The sequence below is a fragment of the Corallococcus sp. AB011P genome, from assembly GCF_003611605.1.
Classification (GTDB): Bacteria; Myxococcota; Myxococcia; order Myxococcales; family Myxococcaceae; genus Corallococcus; species Corallococcus coralloides.
Window position 1 is genome coordinate 211,039 of sequence record NZ_RAVX01000005.1, and the last position, 14,780, is coordinate 225,818.

Below are 14,780 nucleotides of genomic sequence, written 5' to 3' on the forward strand. Positions count from 1 at the left end.
CTTCTGGCCCAGCGGTCAGTCTACTCCGGCGGCTCAGCTCTCCACGAAGGAGCGCAGGCGCTTGGAGCGGCTGGGGTGGCGCAGCTTGCGCAGCGCCTTGGCTTCAATCTGGCGGATGCGCTCGCGCGTCACCTCGAAGTCCTGGCCCACCTCTTCCAGCGTGTGGTCGCTCTTCTCGCCAATGCCGAAGCGCATGCGCAGGACCTTCTCCTCGCGCGGCGTGAGCGTGGCCAGCACCTTCCGGGTCTGCTCGGCCAGGTTCATGTTGATGACCGCGTCCGCGGGCGACACCAGGCTCTTGTCCTCGATGAAGTCGCCCAGGTGGCTGTCCTCTTCCTCGCCAATGGGCGTCTCCAGGGAGATGGGCTCCTTGGCGATCTTCAGGACCTTGCGCACCTTGTCGAGCGGCAGCTCCATCTTCTCCGCGATCTCCTCCGGCGTCGGCTCGCGGCCAATCTCCTGCACGAGGTAGCGGCTCGTGCGGATGAGCTTGTTGATGGTCTCGATCATGTGCACCGGGATGCGGATGGTGCGGGCCTGGTCCGCGATGGCGCGGGTGATGGCCTGACGGATCCACCAGGTGGCGTACGTCGAGAACTTGTAGCCGCGCTTGTACTCGAACTTGTCCACCGCCTTCATCAGGCCGATGTTGCCCTCCTGGATGAGGTCCAGGAACTGCAGGCCGCGGTTCGTGTACTTCTTCGCGATGGAGACCACGAGGCGCAGGTTCGCCTCCACCAGCTCGCTCTTGGCGCGCTCGGCGCGCTTCTCGCCCAGGCGGATGGCGTCGTAGTTGCGGCGGAGCGCGTCCACGGGGAGGTTGGCTTCCTCCTCCACGCGCTTGATCTTCCGCACCGCCGTGCGCACGTCGCGGTCCAGGACCTCCAGCTGCTCAGGCGTGAAGTTGAGCTGCTTCTGGAGCTTCTTGGCGATGTTCGGGTTCTCGCGCGACTCCTTGAGCTGCGGGCGCAGGTCCTTCATCACCACGCCGTAGCGGCGCTCCAGGTCCCCGAGCTCCTCCTCCGCCTTCTCCACGCGCTCGATGAGGCCCTTGAGGTTCACGACGATGCGGTCCACCTGCTTCTTGTTCAGCCGCATCTCCTCCAGGACCTCCATCATCTTGGTCCGAAGGTCCTTCACCTCCTGCTTCAGCTCCTTCTTGCGCACCTCCGTGAGCTTCTTCTTCCCGGAGAGCTCCTCCTCCAGGACCTCGCAGTCCTTGGCGAACTTGCGGAAGCGCTCGATCTGCTTGGAGATCTGCTCGATCTTGTTGAGCTCGCTCTGCGCCAGCTGCGCGGGGGCCTCGCCCTCGGCTGCTTCCTCGGCGGGCTCTTCCGCGTTCTCCGACTGGGCCTCTTCGGGCGCGTCCTTGATGACGTCGCGCACGCGCAGCTTGCCCGTCTTCAGGCGGTTGCTGATGTCCAGGATGTCCGCCACGGCGACGCGGCAGGCGAGCAGCGCGCGCAGGACTTCCTTCTCACCCTCTTCGATGCGCTTGGCGATCTCCACCTCGCCCTCGCGGGTGAGGAGGCTGACGCTGCCCATCTTGCGCAGGTAGAGGCGGACGGGATCGTTGGACTTGCCGCCCGGCTCGTCGTCCTCGTCCTTCTCGTCCTCGTCCTGGTCTTCCTTCTCTTCCTCGACGGCGACGGTGGGCTTGATCTCGTTGGACTGCGCGGCCTTCTGCGCGTCCACGATCTCAATGTCGTTGTCGCCGAACATGCTCATCACGTCGTCGATCTGATCGGACGACACGATGTCGGCGGGGAGGGCGTCGTTCACCTCGTCATAGGTGAGGAAGCCCTTCTCGCGGCCCGCGGCCAGCAGGTCCTTGACTTCCTTGCGCTCGGCGACGGGATCCTCCTCCACGTCGTCTTCCACGGCGTCCGGGTCCACCTGGACGGCGGCGGCGGCTTCCTCCGCGGCCTCCTCGGGGTCCACGTCGTCGGCCATGGCGGCGACGCCCTTCTTCTTCTTGATCTTCTCGGGCGCCTCGGCGGGGGCGTCCTTCGCCAGCAGCTCCTTCTCTTCGGGCTCCGCTGCCTTCGTGACCTTCGCCGCAGGGCTGTCCGGGGCCTTCTTCTTGCGGATCACCGGGTCCACCTTCTTCTTGGTGGGCTTCACGGATGCCTTGGGGGGCTTCTGCGTCGGCATTCGGGTACTTCTCCTTAAGAAAATCAGGTGCTTTGGCCTGGGCGAGCCGGCCGATCTACCGCAAAGTCGAGCTTTCTTACAAACGCGAACTCAAACCGGTTGCATTGGTCCCTTTGTTCCCGTTGCCGAGGAAGCAGGGGTCAGCTCATCCAGGACGCGCTTGCGGAGCGCCAGCAGCTCCTTGCGCTCTGACAGGAGCAACCGCGTCTCCTCTGTCAAATCAAAAGCCCCCTGCGTCTGTTCCGTCGCTCGCTTTATATAAACGAGCCGCTCGTCAATGCGCTTCTTCATGATGTCGCGGCACGCGAGGATGAACTCCGTTTCGAGCTCCATTCCCGCGGGAGAGAGCCGGCGGCCGGCCTCCAGGAGCGTCCGCTTGACGACCTCCGACGCCTCGAAGAGCGCCTCCTCCAGCCCCTGCCCGGACGTCGTCTGGGCCAACACCATCCGCAGTCCCATGTGGGACAGCTCATCACACACGCGGAAGGTGTCCCGGGCGAGCAGCCGGGAATCCCGAAGGATTGCGGCCACATAGAGCGCTTCCGACTCCGGCGGAGGGCGCTCCGCCTGGGGCTTGGGCACCGGGCGGGGCACGGCCTGGACGGGGACGGCGTTGGGGTACGAGGTGGTGGCGGCGGGCTTGGGGGTGGGGGGCGGCTTGTACTGGATGGACGACTCGATCTGCGCCGGCATCCAGCCGAAGTGCCCCGCCAGCGCGCTGATGAGCGCCGAGCGCGTGAGGCCCGGAGGCACCTGGGAGGTGACGGGCCTGAGCCGCTCCAGGGCGGACATCTTCTCCTCGAAGCTCGCCTGCTTGCCCATGGGGAGCAGGGTGGCGAAGAGGTAGGCGGTGAGGGGCTGGGCGCCCTCCAGGAGACGCTCCACGCCGTCGGTGCCCTCGCGGCGGGCGAAGACGTCCGGGTCATCCCCCTGCGGCAGGAGCGCCACCCGGGTGGGAGCGCCAGCGGCGAGCAGGGGACCGGCCAGTCGCTCCACGGCGGCGAGGCCCGCGGAGTCCCCGTCCAGGAGCAGCACCAGGTCGCGGGCCTCCGCGCGCTTGAGCACCTGGAGGTGTCCGGCGGTGAGGTTGGTGGAGCACAGGGCCACCGCGTTGCGCACGCCCACCTGGTGCAGGCCGATGCAGTCGAAGTACCCCTCCACGAGCACGGCCGTCTTGCGCTTGTGGATGTCGTCGCGCGCCTGGTCCATGCCGAAGAGCGTCTCGCTCTTGTTGTAGAGCCGGGACTCGCGCGAGTTGAGGTACTTGGGGCCGTCCTCCGCCGCGACCAGCCGGCCACCGAAGGCGATGGGCCGCCCCTCCGGCGCGCGGATGGGCACCATCAGGCGGCTGCGGAAGAAGTCGATGCAGCCATCTCCGCTGTTTCGCTTGGTGATGAGCCCCGCCTTCAGGCCCCACTCCATCATCCCGTTCTTCTGGAAGCGGTCCGCCAGGAGGCTCCACTGCGCGGGCGCCCACCCCAGGCCGAAGCCCTGGGCCACTTCCTCCGACACGCCACGGCTGGCCAGGTAGGCGCGCGCGGCGCGGCCTTCGTCCTCGTGCCAGAGCTGGGCGCGGAAGTGCTCCGCGGCGAAGTCCGTGGCCTCCTTGACCTGCTGACGCTCCTTGAGGCCGGGGTCCTGCGCGGCCTCCAGGTCGATGCCCACTTCCTGGGCCAGGTCTCGCACGGCGTCCTGGAACGTCTTGCCCAGGTATCGCTGGATGAAGGACACCGCGTCGCCGCTCGCCCGGCAGCCGTGGCAGAAATAGAAGCGCTTCTCCGGTACGACGTAAAACGAAGGTGTCTTCTCCTGGTGGAAGGGGCAGCGGCCCTTGAACTCACGGCCGGCTTTCTTGAGCTCCACGTGACGGGACACCAGCGACACGATGTCCACTCGGTCGAGGACCTCCTGGATCTTGTGCTCCGGAATCACGACGCCCCTCCATCCATCCGCATGAGCGCGGCCTTCCGCCCGCCATCCTGACGGCCCCCTCTGACGCACCCGGGGCCGCGTCCCGCCGGGACTTCCACCCAGGCGGGTAGGGCAGGCCGACGCGGCCAGGGCGCGGAAACGGACGAGGGTTGGGACACGGCGCGCACTCCTGAAGGCTGCCCGCTCGCCTCCCGGGGTGGGGGACGGGCGGAAGAGGCCTTGAGGATCAGCGCTTAATGGCCAGCGGGCGAGGGATCAAAAAATCCGCTTCGAGCCCGGGGTGGGGAGGGCACCTGGGAGACGTTCCCGGCGCCCCTTCCCCTGGAATCACAGGTGCTTCAGGACAGCTTCGCCAGCTGGGCCTTCACTTCTTCGGAGATGGCCTTGCCTTCGGCCTTGCCCTGGAGCTTGGGGTTCACGTTCTTCATGACCGCGCCCATGTCCTTGGGGCCCTTGGCGCCAACCTCGGCGATGGAGGCCTGGACGGCGGCGGTGAGCTCTTCCGGGGTGAGCTGCTTGGGCAGGTAGCGCTGCAGGACGGAGATCTCCTGCTCTTCCTTGTCCGCCAGCTCCGGGCGGCCACCGGCCTTGAACTGCTCGATGGAGTCGCGGCGCTGCTTGATGAGGCCGGCGATGACCTGCAGGATGCCCGCGTCGTCCAGCTCGCTAGCGCCCGGCTCGACCTCCTTGTACTTCACGGCGCTCTTGAGCATGCGCACCACGCTCAGGGTCAGCTCGTCCTTGGCCCGCATCGCGTCCTTCAGGTCCGCGGTCAGGCGCTCTTTCAGGGTGGTCATGTCGGGATTCCTCACGGGCGGGGAAAAAGGGTCGCCGCGCCAGCGGATGGGACGGCGGGAGCCAGGGCACCTGACTGCTTCAAGGAGCCCCGGCTCCTCACTGCGGGCCTGCTAGTACGACTTGCGGGCCTTCTTCACAGCGCGCTTCTTGGCGGCGAGGGCCTTCTTCTTCCGCTTCACGGAAGGCTTCTCGTAGTGCTCGCGCTTGCGGATCTCGGAAAGGATTCCGGCCTTCTCGGTGGCCTTCTTGAAGCGCTTGAGAGCGCTTTCGATGGACTCACCTTCCTTCACTCGAATACCGGGCATGCAGTCACCTCCTTCCGCCTAGCTGGATGCAATCTGTAAATCTTCAGAAAGTCGGGGGGTATGGCGCAGCGGGCCGGAAAAGGCAAGGAGACCCGCACGGAAAGGATGGGCCGCGTGCGCTAGACTGTCCGGCGCGTGTCCCGCCTCCTCCTCCTGGTCCTCCTGCTGGCGGCCAGCCCCTCCCGGGCTGGCACGGCCGCTTCCGAGTGCTGGGCCTCCTGCCGCCGCCACGTCGCGGATCCATCCCTGCGCGCGCGGACCTGTGGCGTCTGCGTCACCGGGGGGCGGGTGGACAGCTGGGTGGCGCCCCTGGGGACGGGAGGGGTGGAGGCGCAGAAGGCGCTGGCCTCGGCGCTCAAGGATTCCAGCTGGCGGGTGCGCTGGGCCGCGGTGCGGGCGGAGGCCCGGAGCCGGGGACTGACGGAGCGGCGGGCCCTGGCGGACTGGATCATGGACACCCCGCCGGACGAGGACCTGGGGGCCTGCCTCACCGCCGCCCGGGCCGCCGCTGATTCCGGCCGGTCCACGGCGGACTTCCTGCGGGAGGCCGGTGCCCGGGGGCCTTCCGCCGCCGCCCGGGTGTGGGCGAAGCGGGACGCCGTCCGGCAGTCGCTGGCGCTGGAGATGTACTCGCAGGAGCCGTCCGTGCGGCTGCCGGCGCTCTTGCACCTGGCCACCTTCCAGGGCCGGTCGGCGACGCGCGTGGTGCTGGACGCGGTGGCGTCCAGGCCCGTCGCCGGTGATGCGGTGATGGCGGAGCTGCTCTCCGCTGTCGCCGAGCGGCAGCACGCGTCCGTGGGCCGGCTGCTCCTCACCGAGGCGAAGCCCCCGGACGAGGCGGTCATCAACCGGCTCTTCGCCGTGTACTCGCGCGAACTGGACGCGCTGCGGCCGGACCTTGCGTCCGCGGAAGCGCAGCGCCGGCGCACGGCGGTGGCCACCCTGCGCCGCTACGGCCCGCTGGCGAAGCGGGAGCTGGAGGGGGCGCTGGGAGACGATGATGGCCGGGTCCGGGAGCTGGCGGCGCGGGGCCTGGCGGAGTCCTCCGGGAAGCCCCTGCGGGACGTGGCGCTCCAGGGAGTGAAGGACGCGGAGTCCGCGGAGGCCGCCCGGCCGTGGCTGGGCGCGATGGCCCGCGAGAAGGGGTGCTTCGCCTTCCTGCGGGACGTGGCGGAGGGGCGCAACGCCCGGACTCCAGAGGTGCAGGGGGAGGCGGTGGCGCTCATGGGGGACTGCACGGAGGGCCCGCCCCCCACGCGGCGGCTGGCGCCCTTCCTCTCGTCGAACGTGACTCCGGTGCGCGCGGGCGCGGTGCGCGCGCTGGGGGCGCTGCCCCGGAATGGCGACGCGATGGCGCTGGCGGCGAAGGCGCTGGAGGACGGCGCGCCGGAGGTGGTGGTGGCCGCGCTGGACGTGCTGTCCGCCTACCGGCAGCCGTCTCGCGGGGACGAGGCGGCGGGCCTGCTGGAGTCGGATCACCCGGTGGTGCGCGCGGCGGCGGCGCGGGCGCTGGAGTTCGTGGGCCGCACCGCGCACGTGCGCGTCCTGGCGGACCGCCTGCGCGGGGATCCGGTGGCGGACGTGCGCATCGCGGCCGCGAGGACGCTGAGCGCTCTGGGCGGGCCGCACGCGGTGGCGGCGCTGAGCGAGGCGGCGGCGCACGACGCGGACACGCACGTGAAGCACGTGTCGGCGGAAGGGCTGCGGCGGCTGGGTTTTGGACGCTGAGCGCTGACGTCGCGAGCGGCCCGGGGCCGCTCAGGCTGCGCGCACCGACGGCTTGGGAATCCGGGAGGCGGAAGGCCCCTGGCTCAGGGCCTTCCTCCTGACACTCACGGGCCGCTGACGGCCTTGGCGTCCACGCGGTTCCGGCCCGCGTGCTTGGCCCGGTAGAGGTACTTGTCCGCGGCGGAGATGAGGTCCTCCGGCTGGGAGAAGTCCGAGTCCAGCAGCGTCGCCACGCCCAGGCTGATGGTCACCTTGATGGGCGTGCCGCTGAAGATGAAGTCCGCGCGGTCCACCGCCACACGGCAGCGCTCCGCGCACGCCAGGGCCGCGTCCTCCGCGGACTCGCGCAGCATCAGCGCGAACTCCTCGCCGCCGTAGCGCGCGAGCAGGTCCTCGGTGCGCACCGTGTCCGCCACCCGCTGCGCGATGCGCGTCAGCACGAAGTCTCCGGCCGGGTGGCCGTACACGTCGTTGATGCGCTTGAAGTGGTCCACGTCGAAGAGCACCAGCGACAGCGGCACGCGGTGGCGCAGGCAGTACGCGAACTCCTTGCGCACCGTCTCCATGAAGTACTTCTTGTTGTAGACGCGGGTGAGGCCGTCGCGCGTGGCGGACTCGTAGATGCTGCGCTGGTACTGCTCCTCCAGCGCGTCCTGGATGCTGAACTTCAGCACCGTGTTGGAGCCGATCTGGATCTTGTCGCCGTCGTACAGCGGCGCCGCGCTCACCTTCAGGCCGTTCAGGTACGTGCCGTTGGTGCTGCCCAGGTCCACGAGCTGGAAGCGGCCGTCGCCAATGGCGACCACCTTCGCGTGCTTGCGGGAGATGCCGTCGTCCTCGACCTGGAACTGGGCCTCCGAGCTGCGGCCCAGCACCACCTCCGAGCGGTCCAGCTTGAACATCCGCCCGATGCCGGCGGCGGACTTGGCGCTGATGACGATCAGATACGCGCTCTGCTGCTGGGCGCTGCCCAGCAGGTCCGAAATCGAATGGACGGAAGTTTTCTCCTCGGACATCGCGCCTCCCATCTTAGGGGCCGCCTTTTCACGGCGGCAAGCACACCCACGCTCCTTTCATGCACCCGGTGTCAGGCGACCCGCCCCACCCGCGCGGGCCGGCGCCTGGGTTTCTCCGGTGGCGGAACTGTCGGCCGCCCGACGGACAGCTCGCCGGCCACGGGCGTCCGGAGGAAGCGGGAGAGGGCCTCGCCCCCCCGGGGATGCTCCGCCAGCCCCTGCATCAGCTTCACCAGCGCCGCGGACGGGGTCATGTCCGCGCCCCCCACCGCCCCTTCCGCCAGTGCCTTGGCCCCGGACTCGTAGAGCGTGAGGTCCACCCCGTTGCGGTACGACTGGCTCACCACCAGCACCGGGACGCCCCGCTCGCGCGCCTGGATGAAGAGCGGCAGGAGCGAGCGGCCCAGCTCCGGCGCGATGGGCACGTTGCCCGCCCCGTACGCCTCCACCACCAGCCCCTTCACGTGCGGAAGGAGTTGCAGGGGCAGGGCCGGGTCCAGCCCCGGGTACACCTTCAGGAGGAAGACGCGCGGATCCAGCTTCTCGTGGAGCCGGAAGGGACCCCGGGACGGGAGGCCCTTCTCGAAGGTGGCGTCCACGCCCAGCGTGCCCAGCACCGGGAAGTTGGGACTCTCAAAGGCGTCGTACTCCGCCACCTTCACCTTGCGCGTGCGGTTGCCCCGGTACAGGTGCGAGTCGAAGCAGATGGTCACCTCGCGCGGACCCTGGAGCGCGGAGAGCACCGCGTCGATGAGGTTCAGCCGCGCGTCCGAGCGGATTTCTCCCAGGGGCCGCTGCGAGCCCGTCAGCACCACCGGGCAGGGCGGGTTTCGCAACATGAACGACAGTGCACTGGCCGTGAAGGCGAGCGTGTCCGTTCCATGGGTCACCACCGCCCCGTCGAAGTCCGGCAGTCGACGGTGGAGGTGGGCGGCCATCCGGCTCCAGAGCTCCGGCTGCATCTCCGAACTGTCCAGGTTGGAGAACAGCTCCAGTTCGATGTCGGCCAGCTGGAACAGCTCCGGGGCTCGCTTGCGGAGCGTCTGGAAGAAGGCCGCGGGACGCAGGGCGGAAGGCCGGCCACCGGCCATTCCGAGCGTGCCTCCCGTGTGCAACATCAGGACTCTGGGCATGGGCGAAGGGCCGTCTGCCAAAGGCCGCCTTGCTTTACAAGCCCGGCGCGCGTGGCTAAACCCCGGGGCCGTGCTCCTCCCTCGATGGAAGCGTGTTGCTCCCGTGCTGGCCGCGGCGACCCTGATGGTCGTCGGCTGCGCCAAGAGCGCGGAAGTTCCGGCCACCCCCAAGGCCCCGGCGGCCGCCGCTCCGGCCCCGGCCCCGGCCGCCGCTCCGGCCCCGAGCCCCGCCGCGGAGGCGCCGCCGGTGGATCCGGCGCAGGCGCTGACGGGCATTCCGGGCATGGACTTCTCCGCGCTGCCGCCCGCGGCCAGGCGCGAGCTGGCCACGGTGTTCAGCGACGAGTTCTGCTACTGCGGCTGCCCCCACTCGTTGGGCGCGTGCCTCAAGCAGCACACGTCCTGCAAGCACGCGAAGCGGATGGCGCGGCTGTCCGCCCGGATGGTGGCGGAGGGCGGGCCCGCGAGCGAGGTCATCGTCACGCTGTCCAAGTACTACGCGTCCTTCCGCGAGCCGCGCGTGCAGCTCAAGGTGGATCCGCGCATGTGCCAGGGCGACGCCAACGCGCCCGTGACGGTGGCGGAGTTCTCCGACTTCGAGTGCCCCTTCTGCGGCAAGGCCCGGCCCATCCTGGAGGGCTTCGCGAAGAAGCACCCCAGCGAGGTGCGCTTCTGCTACCTGCCGTTCCCGCTCTCCATGCACGCCAACGCCGTCCCCGCCGCGCAGGCGGTGCTGTGGGCGCGCGACCAGGGCAAGTTCTGGCAGATGCACGACGCGCTCTTCGGCCAGCAGGACAACCTCAAGCCGGAGGCGCTGCCCGCGCTGGCGAAGTCGGTGGGCCTGGACGGGGACAAGCTGGCGGCCGTGTTGAAGACGGATCAATACAAGGACGAAATCGAAGGCTTCCACGCGCAGGGGCGCAGGGCGGCCATCAACAGCACCCCGTCCGTGTTCTTCAATGGACGTGCCTACGAGCTGGGCTTCCAGGAGGCGCAGCTCGAGCACAGCATGGAGGACGAGGTGGAGTGGCGCGCGAACAACAACGCGTGGGCCGCTGACTGACCCTTCGATGAGCCAACGCTTCCGCATCGATGGCGCCGCGCAGCTGGTCCCCGAGGACCGCACCGGCATCCCCGCACTCGCGGGACGCTCGGGGACGTACGCGCTGATGCCCACCGCGCCCGACCTGCTGGTGTTCTCCCGCACTCCGCCGGAAGGGGGCTCCATCCCCACGCCGCGCGTGGTGCTTTCAGGGGACGCGGGAGGCTTCCCCCTGTCGGACCTCATCGCGTTCCTCAGCCAGTCGCGCTGGAGCGGCGTCATCCGCGTGCACACGCCGGGCGGCGAGCGGTCGCTCACGCTGCGCGAGGGCGAGGTGCGCGGCGCCACCTCCGAGGAGCCCGCGGACCGGTTGGGCGAGGTGCTGGTGCGGCTGGGCTACGCGGACCGCGCGCAGGTGGAGGCGGCGCTGCGCGAGCAGTCGGCGTCCAAGCTGGGCCGGGCGCTGGTGGAGAAGGGCGTGCTCCAGGCGCACGACCTCTTCAAGTGCGTCACGCACCAGGTGAGTGAGATCTTCCACGCCATCGTGCTGTGCCGCGAGGGGTCGTTCTTCCTCATCGACCAGCCGCTGGACGAGAAGACGGGCCACTCGCTCCAGCTGTCCACGCAGAGCCTGCTGATGGACAGCATCCGGAAGATCGACGAGATGGCGCACTTCCGGAAGCGCATCCCCCACGGCCGCATGTACGTGGCGCGCAAGCGTCCGTCCGACGGCAAGCTGGAGGAGGACGAGGACCGCGTGCTGACCATGCTGGACGGGCGGCGCACGGTGCTGGAGTTGGGGCACGCGGCGCGGCTGTCCGAGTTCGACGTCACCAAGGTCGTCTTCCGCCTGCTGGAGGGCGGCTTCGCGGGGCTGACGGACAAGCCGGCGGGGGCTCCCGCCTCGGCCGTGGCGCCGGAGAAGACGGCCGCGCCGCGCGTGCGTCCGCCGGTGCGCGCGGCGGCTCCGGTGGATGCCCGGCCGGTGGCGCGCGTCTTCAACTTCATCTTCCGGGAGATCCGCGACGAGGTGGCCCGCTCCGGCATGGACCGCGAGTTCATCGCGGCGGCCAACGCGGCGCTGTCCAACCAGGCGCTGTCGTCGTCGCCGGTGCTGGAGGGGCTGGCGTTCGCGGCGGACGGGAGCCTGCCGGAGGGCCGGTTGATGGAGGCCTTCGACAAGCACCGCGCCCACCTGGGCAGCGAGCCGCTGGCCTCGTTCCGTCAGGCACTGAGCGACGTGATGTTCTTCCTGCTGTTCCAGGCGGGGGAACTCTTGGAGTCGCGCGCGGACGAGGACCTGGCCCGCCGGGTGAAAGAACTCCTGGCCACGCTCGAGGCGCCGTGACGGACACCGGCTTTCCGCGACTGACGGCGGGCGTGCCCGGGTGCGGCGGCGCGTTCAAGCTCACCCCCGAGGACTTCGAGGTGGAGGAGCTGCCCGCGTACCTGCCGTCCGGCGAGGGCACGCACCTGTACCTCTGGGTGGAGAAGCGCGGCCGGGACACGCGCGAGGTGGTGCGCGCGCTGGCGACCGCGCTGGGCGTGCGCGAGGATGACATCGGCGCTGCCGGCATGAAGGACCGGCAGGCGGTGACTCGGCAGTGGCTGTCCGTGCCCGCGAACGCGGAGGCGCGCGTGCCGGAGTTCGCGCTGGACGGTGTGCGCGTGCTGGAGGCGAAGCGGCACGGCAACAAGCTGCGCACCGGGCACCTGAAGGGAAACCGCTTCCGGCTGCGGCTGCGCGGCGTGCAGGACCTGGGCGCGGCGCGGGAGTCCTTCTCCCGGCTGGCCGCGCAGGGCGTGCCCAACTACTTCGGGGAGCAGCGCTTCGGGAGGGCCGGGGACAACGCGGACCTGGGCCGGATGCTGCTGCTGGGGCAGCGGCTGCCGAAGCGGCCGGACCGCTTCCAGCGCAAGCTGTACCTGTCCGCCTTCCAGTCGCGCCTCTTCAACCAGGCGCTGGCCGCGCGGCTCACCGCGGGCACCTTCGCCACGGCGCTCCTGGGCGACGTGCTGCGCAAGGAGGAGACGGGCGGCCTCTTCGTGTGCGAGGCGCCGGACGTCGACGGCCCGCGCGTCGCCGCGTTCGAGGTGAGCCCGGCGGGCCCGATGTTCGGCCCGAAGATGACCGCCTCGAAGGGCGAGGTGGCGGAGTTCGAGGCGCGGCTGCTCGCGGACGCGGGCATCACGCTGAGCGACTTCCAGCGCGGTGGCGACGAGACGGAAGGCACACGCCGTCCGTACCGCGTGCGCTTGGGCGCGGCGGAGCTCACGGCGGATGGCGAGGACGCGCTGCTCACGTTCGAGCTGCCGCGCGGCGCCTACGCCACCGAAGTGCTGCACGAGCTGCTCAAGGACGGCTGAGGCCCCGGCACGTGCGGGAGCGGCGTTTCGCCACCGCCGTGCCGCACTCGCTCAAGGACGGCTGAGGCCCCGGCACGTGCGGGAGCGGCGTTTCGCCACCGCCGTGCCGCACTCGCTCAAGGACGGCTGAGGCCCCGGCACGTGCGGGAGCGGCGCTTCGCCACCGCCGTGCCGCACTCGCTACCCAAGGCCAGCCGCGGCCCCCAGCATGCGCGAGCGCGGCGCTGGGCGGCTGCCTCGTGCTGACGAGCGCGCTAGCGATGTGTCGGCGCGGAGGGGCGCGAGGGCCGCTCTTGCGCCCTGGCGCTGCTTCGTGAGGCGGCCCGCGGCGGGACGCGGGGCCGCTGTACCTGGCTCGGCTTCGTGCCCGGAAACGACTACGCCTCCCAGGGCGTGAGGCCCGCGGAGGCGCGAAGGGAACCGCTTGTCCCGCTCCGTCCTGGACGGAGCGGGGTGGGGCGTCACGTCACTGCCGGATGACGTTGAACTCCGTGCGGCGGTTGAGCGCGCGGCCCGCCTTCGTGTTGTTGGGCGCCACGGGCTTCGTCTCACCGAAGCCCACGGCCTCCATGCGGCCCGGGTCGATGCCGCGCTTGAGCAGCTGCGCCATCACCGCGTCGGCGCGCTTCTGGGACAGCTTCAGGTTCGCCGTGTCGTTGCCCATCGAGTCGGTGTGGCCCTCGATGCGCATCTTGCGGATCCACGGCGCGTCCTTCAGCGCCTGCGCCACCTCATCCAGGATGGTGGTGCTCTGCTTGCCGATGATCTTCGCGGAGCCGGTGCCGAAGAGGATCTGCTTCTTGATCTCAATCCGGTCCTTCTTGACGATGACCATCTTGTACTGCTTGGCGCACCCGCGCTCCTCCTTCACGCCCGGGTCGTCAGGGCACGCGTCCAGGCGGTCCACCACGCCGTCGCCGTCGCGGTCCGGATCCGGGCAGCCGCTGTTCTCCTGCGGGCCGGACTCGTTCGGGCACTTGTCCTGCGCGTCCGGCACGCCGTCGCTGTCGTTGTCCAGGTCCGGGCAGCCGTCGTCGTCCTGGTAGCCGTCCTTGTCCTCCGGCTCGTCCGGGCACTTGTCCTTGTCGTCGTTGATGCCGTCCCCGTCCTTGTCCACGATGGGGCAGCCCAGGTTCTGCAGCGGACCCGGCTCGTTGGGGCACTTGTCCGTGCCGTCCACGATGCCGTCCAGGTCGTTGTCCAGGTCCGGGCAGCCGTCCTCGTCCTCGAAGCCGTCCTTGTCCTCGGGCTGGTCCGGGCACTTGTCCGCGTTGTCCAGCACGCCGTCGCCGTCGCGGTCCTTGGGGGCCTCCGGCGGGCAGCCGTTGTTCTCCGCCACGCCGGGGATGAGCGGGCACTTGTCCTGCGTGTCCAGCACGCCGTCGTTGTCGTTGTCCGGGTCCGGGCAGCCGTCCTGGTCCTGGAAGCCGTCCACGTCCTCGGCCTGCTCGGGGCAGGGGTCGTCCTTGTCCAGCACGCCGTCGCCGTCGCTGTCCGTCTCCTCGATGCTCACCACCACCTGCTGCTGGGGCTGGGTGGGCTGCTGAGGCTGTTCCGGCTGCGCCTGCGGCGTCTCAGGACGGTCGCGCACCAGCACCTGGCGCGGGCCGCAGTTCTTGGACAGCTCCAGGGCGCGCTTCACCGCGGTGTCGGCGTCGCGCACGTGCTGGGCGGCGCGCGAGCTGTTGCCCTGGCTGAGCTCTCCGCGGGCGAAGTCGAGGTTGGCCTCCGCGGCGGCCAGCTCCGCGGGCGCGCAGCGCAGGGCACCGCCACGGCGGGCGCGCTCCACGTCGGCGGTGAGCACCTCCGTGTCAGCGCGGATCTTGTTGCCGCTGACGCAGGCGAGGGAGGTGAGCAGCAGGGTGAAAAGCGCGGACTGGGACAGACGCTTCATCGGAGAACGCTCGGGCGTCACGGGTTCTGGGGGCGGCCCTGGGAGTCGCCGCTGTTGGCCGCGGACATGGCCTTCTCACGCGCCTCGTTGGCGAAGCGCGAGGCCTTCACGGCGAAGTCCACACCGGCCTGGTAGTCCGAATAGCCGACCTCCTCCCGCGCCTTCTGCAGGTAGAGGTTGGCGGCCGTCCACTCGTAGGGGGCATCCTTCTCCGCCCCGGCGGTGCGCGCGGCCTGGATCTGCACCTCGGCGTCGAGGATGTTGGACGTGGACTTCACGGGGCCACATGCGGTCAGCACGCCCGCGAACGCCAACAGGAGCGACTGCTTCGTCATCACGGGGGCCTCGGTCGACAGAGCGGAGACAGACTGGTCGCCGGTCGTATCAATCGCCTCCGGGGGGGTCAAGAAT

General features: G+C 70.1%; 12 protein-coding genes. 4 read left to right on the plus strand and 8 right to left on the minus strand.

Going from position 1 to position 14,780, the window contains the following annotated elements:
• Positions 1-33: 33 nt before the first annotated feature.
• The 4 genes from rpoD to rpsU all read right to left on the minus strand — a co-directional run bounded on the left by rpoD (position 34) and on the right by rpsU (position 5,189).
• Positions 34-2,154: an RNA polymerase sigma factor RpoD gene (gene rpoD, locus D7X30_RS16690; protein WP_120563928.1), complete on the minus strand. Its 2,121-nt coding sequence runs from the start codon at positions 2,152-2,154 to the stop codon at positions 34-36.
• 90 nt (positions 2,155-2,244) lie between these two features.
• Entirely contained in the window at positions 2,245-4,086 is a 1,842-nt protein-coding gene (gene dnaG, locus D7X30_RS16695) for a DNA primase (RefSeq protein WP_120563929.1), read from the minus strand.
• Between the two features lie 338 nt (positions 4,087-4,424).
• Positions 4,425-4,883 carry a GatB/YqeY domain-containing protein gene (locus tag D7X30_RS16700; protein ID WP_120563930.1) on the minus strand — a complete coding sequence of 153 codons (459 nt, stop codon included), beginning with the start codon at positions 4,881-4,883 and terminating at the stop codon, positions 4,425-4,427.
• 111 nt (positions 4,884-4,994) lie between these two features.
• Positions 4,995-5,189 carry a 30S ribosomal protein S21 gene (rpsU, locus tag D7X30_RS16705; protein ID WP_014395136.1) on the minus strand — a complete coding sequence of 65 codons (195 nt, stop codon included), beginning with the start codon at positions 5,187-5,189 and terminating at the stop codon, positions 4,995-4,997.
• A 135-nt stretch (positions 5,190-5,324) separates the two neighbouring features.
• On the opposite strand from rpsU, the gene D7X30_RS16710 reads away from it, so the two are divergent.
• Complete coding sequence (locus D7X30_RS16710; protein ID WP_199724358.1) at positions 5,325-6,917, plus strand: HEAT repeat domain-containing protein; 1,593 nt, start codon at positions 5,325-5,327, stop codon at positions 6,915-6,917.
• A 104-nt stretch (positions 6,918-7,021) separates the two neighbouring features.
• Here the strand turns inward: D7X30_RS16710 and D7X30_RS16715 are convergent, their stop codons facing one another.
• Positions 7,022-7,933, minus strand: a complete 912-nt coding sequence (locus D7X30_RS16715) for a GGDEF domain-containing protein (RefSeq protein ID WP_120529987.1) — start codon at positions 7,931-7,933, stop codon at positions 7,022-7,024.
• A gap of 71 nt (positions 7,934-8,004) precedes the next feature.
• Positions 8,005-9,066, minus strand: a complete 1,062-nt coding sequence (locus D7X30_RS16720; RefSeq protein WP_120563931.1) for an asparaginase — start codon at positions 9,064-9,066, stop codon at positions 8,005-8,007.
• Positions 9,067-9,169: 103 nt separating this feature from the next.
• On the opposite strand from D7X30_RS16720, the gene D7X30_RS16725 reads away from it, so the two are divergent.
• From D7X30_RS16725 to truD, 3 genes are read left to right on the plus strand one after another with little or no spacing between them, the layout of a single operon-like run.
• Positions 9,170-10,129 carry a thioredoxin domain-containing protein gene (locus D7X30_RS16725; protein WP_233591605.1) on the plus strand — a complete coding sequence of 320 codons (960 nt, stop codon included), beginning with the start codon at positions 9,170-9,172 and terminating at the stop codon, positions 10,127-10,129.
• 7 nt (positions 10,130-10,136) lie between these two features.
• Positions 10,137-11,456 carry a DUF4388 domain-containing protein gene (locus tag D7X30_RS16730; RefSeq protein WP_120563933.1) on the plus strand — a complete coding sequence of 440 codons (1,320 nt, stop codon included), beginning with the start codon at positions 10,137-10,139 and terminating at the stop codon, positions 11,454-11,456.
• Positions 11,453-12,475, plus strand: coding sequence for a tRNA pseudouridine(13) synthase TruD (gene truD / locus D7X30_RS16735; protein WP_120563934.1), 1,023 nt, complete (start codon positions 11,453-11,455; stop codon positions 12,473-12,475). Before D7X30_RS16730 ends, truD begins: the two co-directional genes overlap by 4 nt.
• Positions 12,476-12,941: 466 nt before the next feature.
• Here the strand turns inward: truD and D7X30_RS16740 are convergent, their stop codons facing one another.
• Together D7X30_RS16740 and D7X30_RS16745 are read right to left on the minus strand one after the other, a co-directional pair.
• The gene (locus tag D7X30_RS16740) at positions 12,942-14,369 is read right to left on the minus strand and encodes an OmpA family protein (protein WP_120563935.1); all 1,428 of its coding nucleotides are present in this window, start codon (positions 14,367-14,369) and stop codon (positions 12,942-12,944) included.
• A gap of 17 nt (positions 14,370-14,386) precedes the next feature.
• A complete protein-coding gene (locus D7X30_RS16745) occupies positions 14,387-14,704 on the minus strand; it encodes a DUF4398 domain-containing protein (protein WP_120563936.1) in 318 nt (105 codons plus the stop codon).
• Positions 14,705-14,780: the final 76 nt, after the last annotated feature.

Bases quoted from the DNA above. Each gene is read 5' to 3' on its own strand.
- rpoD (WP_120563928.1), bottom strand. From the start codon at position 2,154: ATGCCGACGCAGAAGCCCCCCAAGGCATCCGTGAAGCCCACCAAGAAG.
- D7X30_RS16700 (WP_120563930.1), bottom strand. From the start codon at position 4,883: ATGACCACCCTGAAAGAGCGCCTGACCGCGGACCTGAAGGACGCGATG.
- rpsU (WP_014395136.1), bottom strand. From the start codon at position 5,189: ATGCCCGGTATTCGAGTGAAGGAAGGTGAGTCCATCGAAAGCGCTCTC.
- D7X30_RS16715 (WP_120529987.1), bottom strand. From the start codon at position 7,933: ATGTCCGAGGAGAAAACTTCCGTCCATTCGATTTCGGACCTGCTGGGC.
- D7X30_RS16720 (WP_120563931.1), bottom strand. From the start codon at position 9,066: ATGCCCAGAGTCCTGATGTTGCACACGGGAGGCACGCTCGGAATGGCC.
- D7X30_RS16730 (WP_120563933.1), top strand. From the start codon at position 10,137: ATGAGCCAACGCTTCCGCATCGATGGCGCCGCGCAGCTGGTCCCCGAG.
- D7X30_RS16740 (WP_120563935.1), bottom strand. From the start codon at position 14,369: ATGAAGCGTCTGTCCCAGTCCGCGCTTTTCACCCTGCTGCTCACCTCC.
- D7X30_RS16745 (WP_120563936.1), bottom strand. From the start codon at position 14,704: ATGACGAAGCAGTCGCTCCTGTTGGCGTTCGCGGGCGTGCTGACCGCA.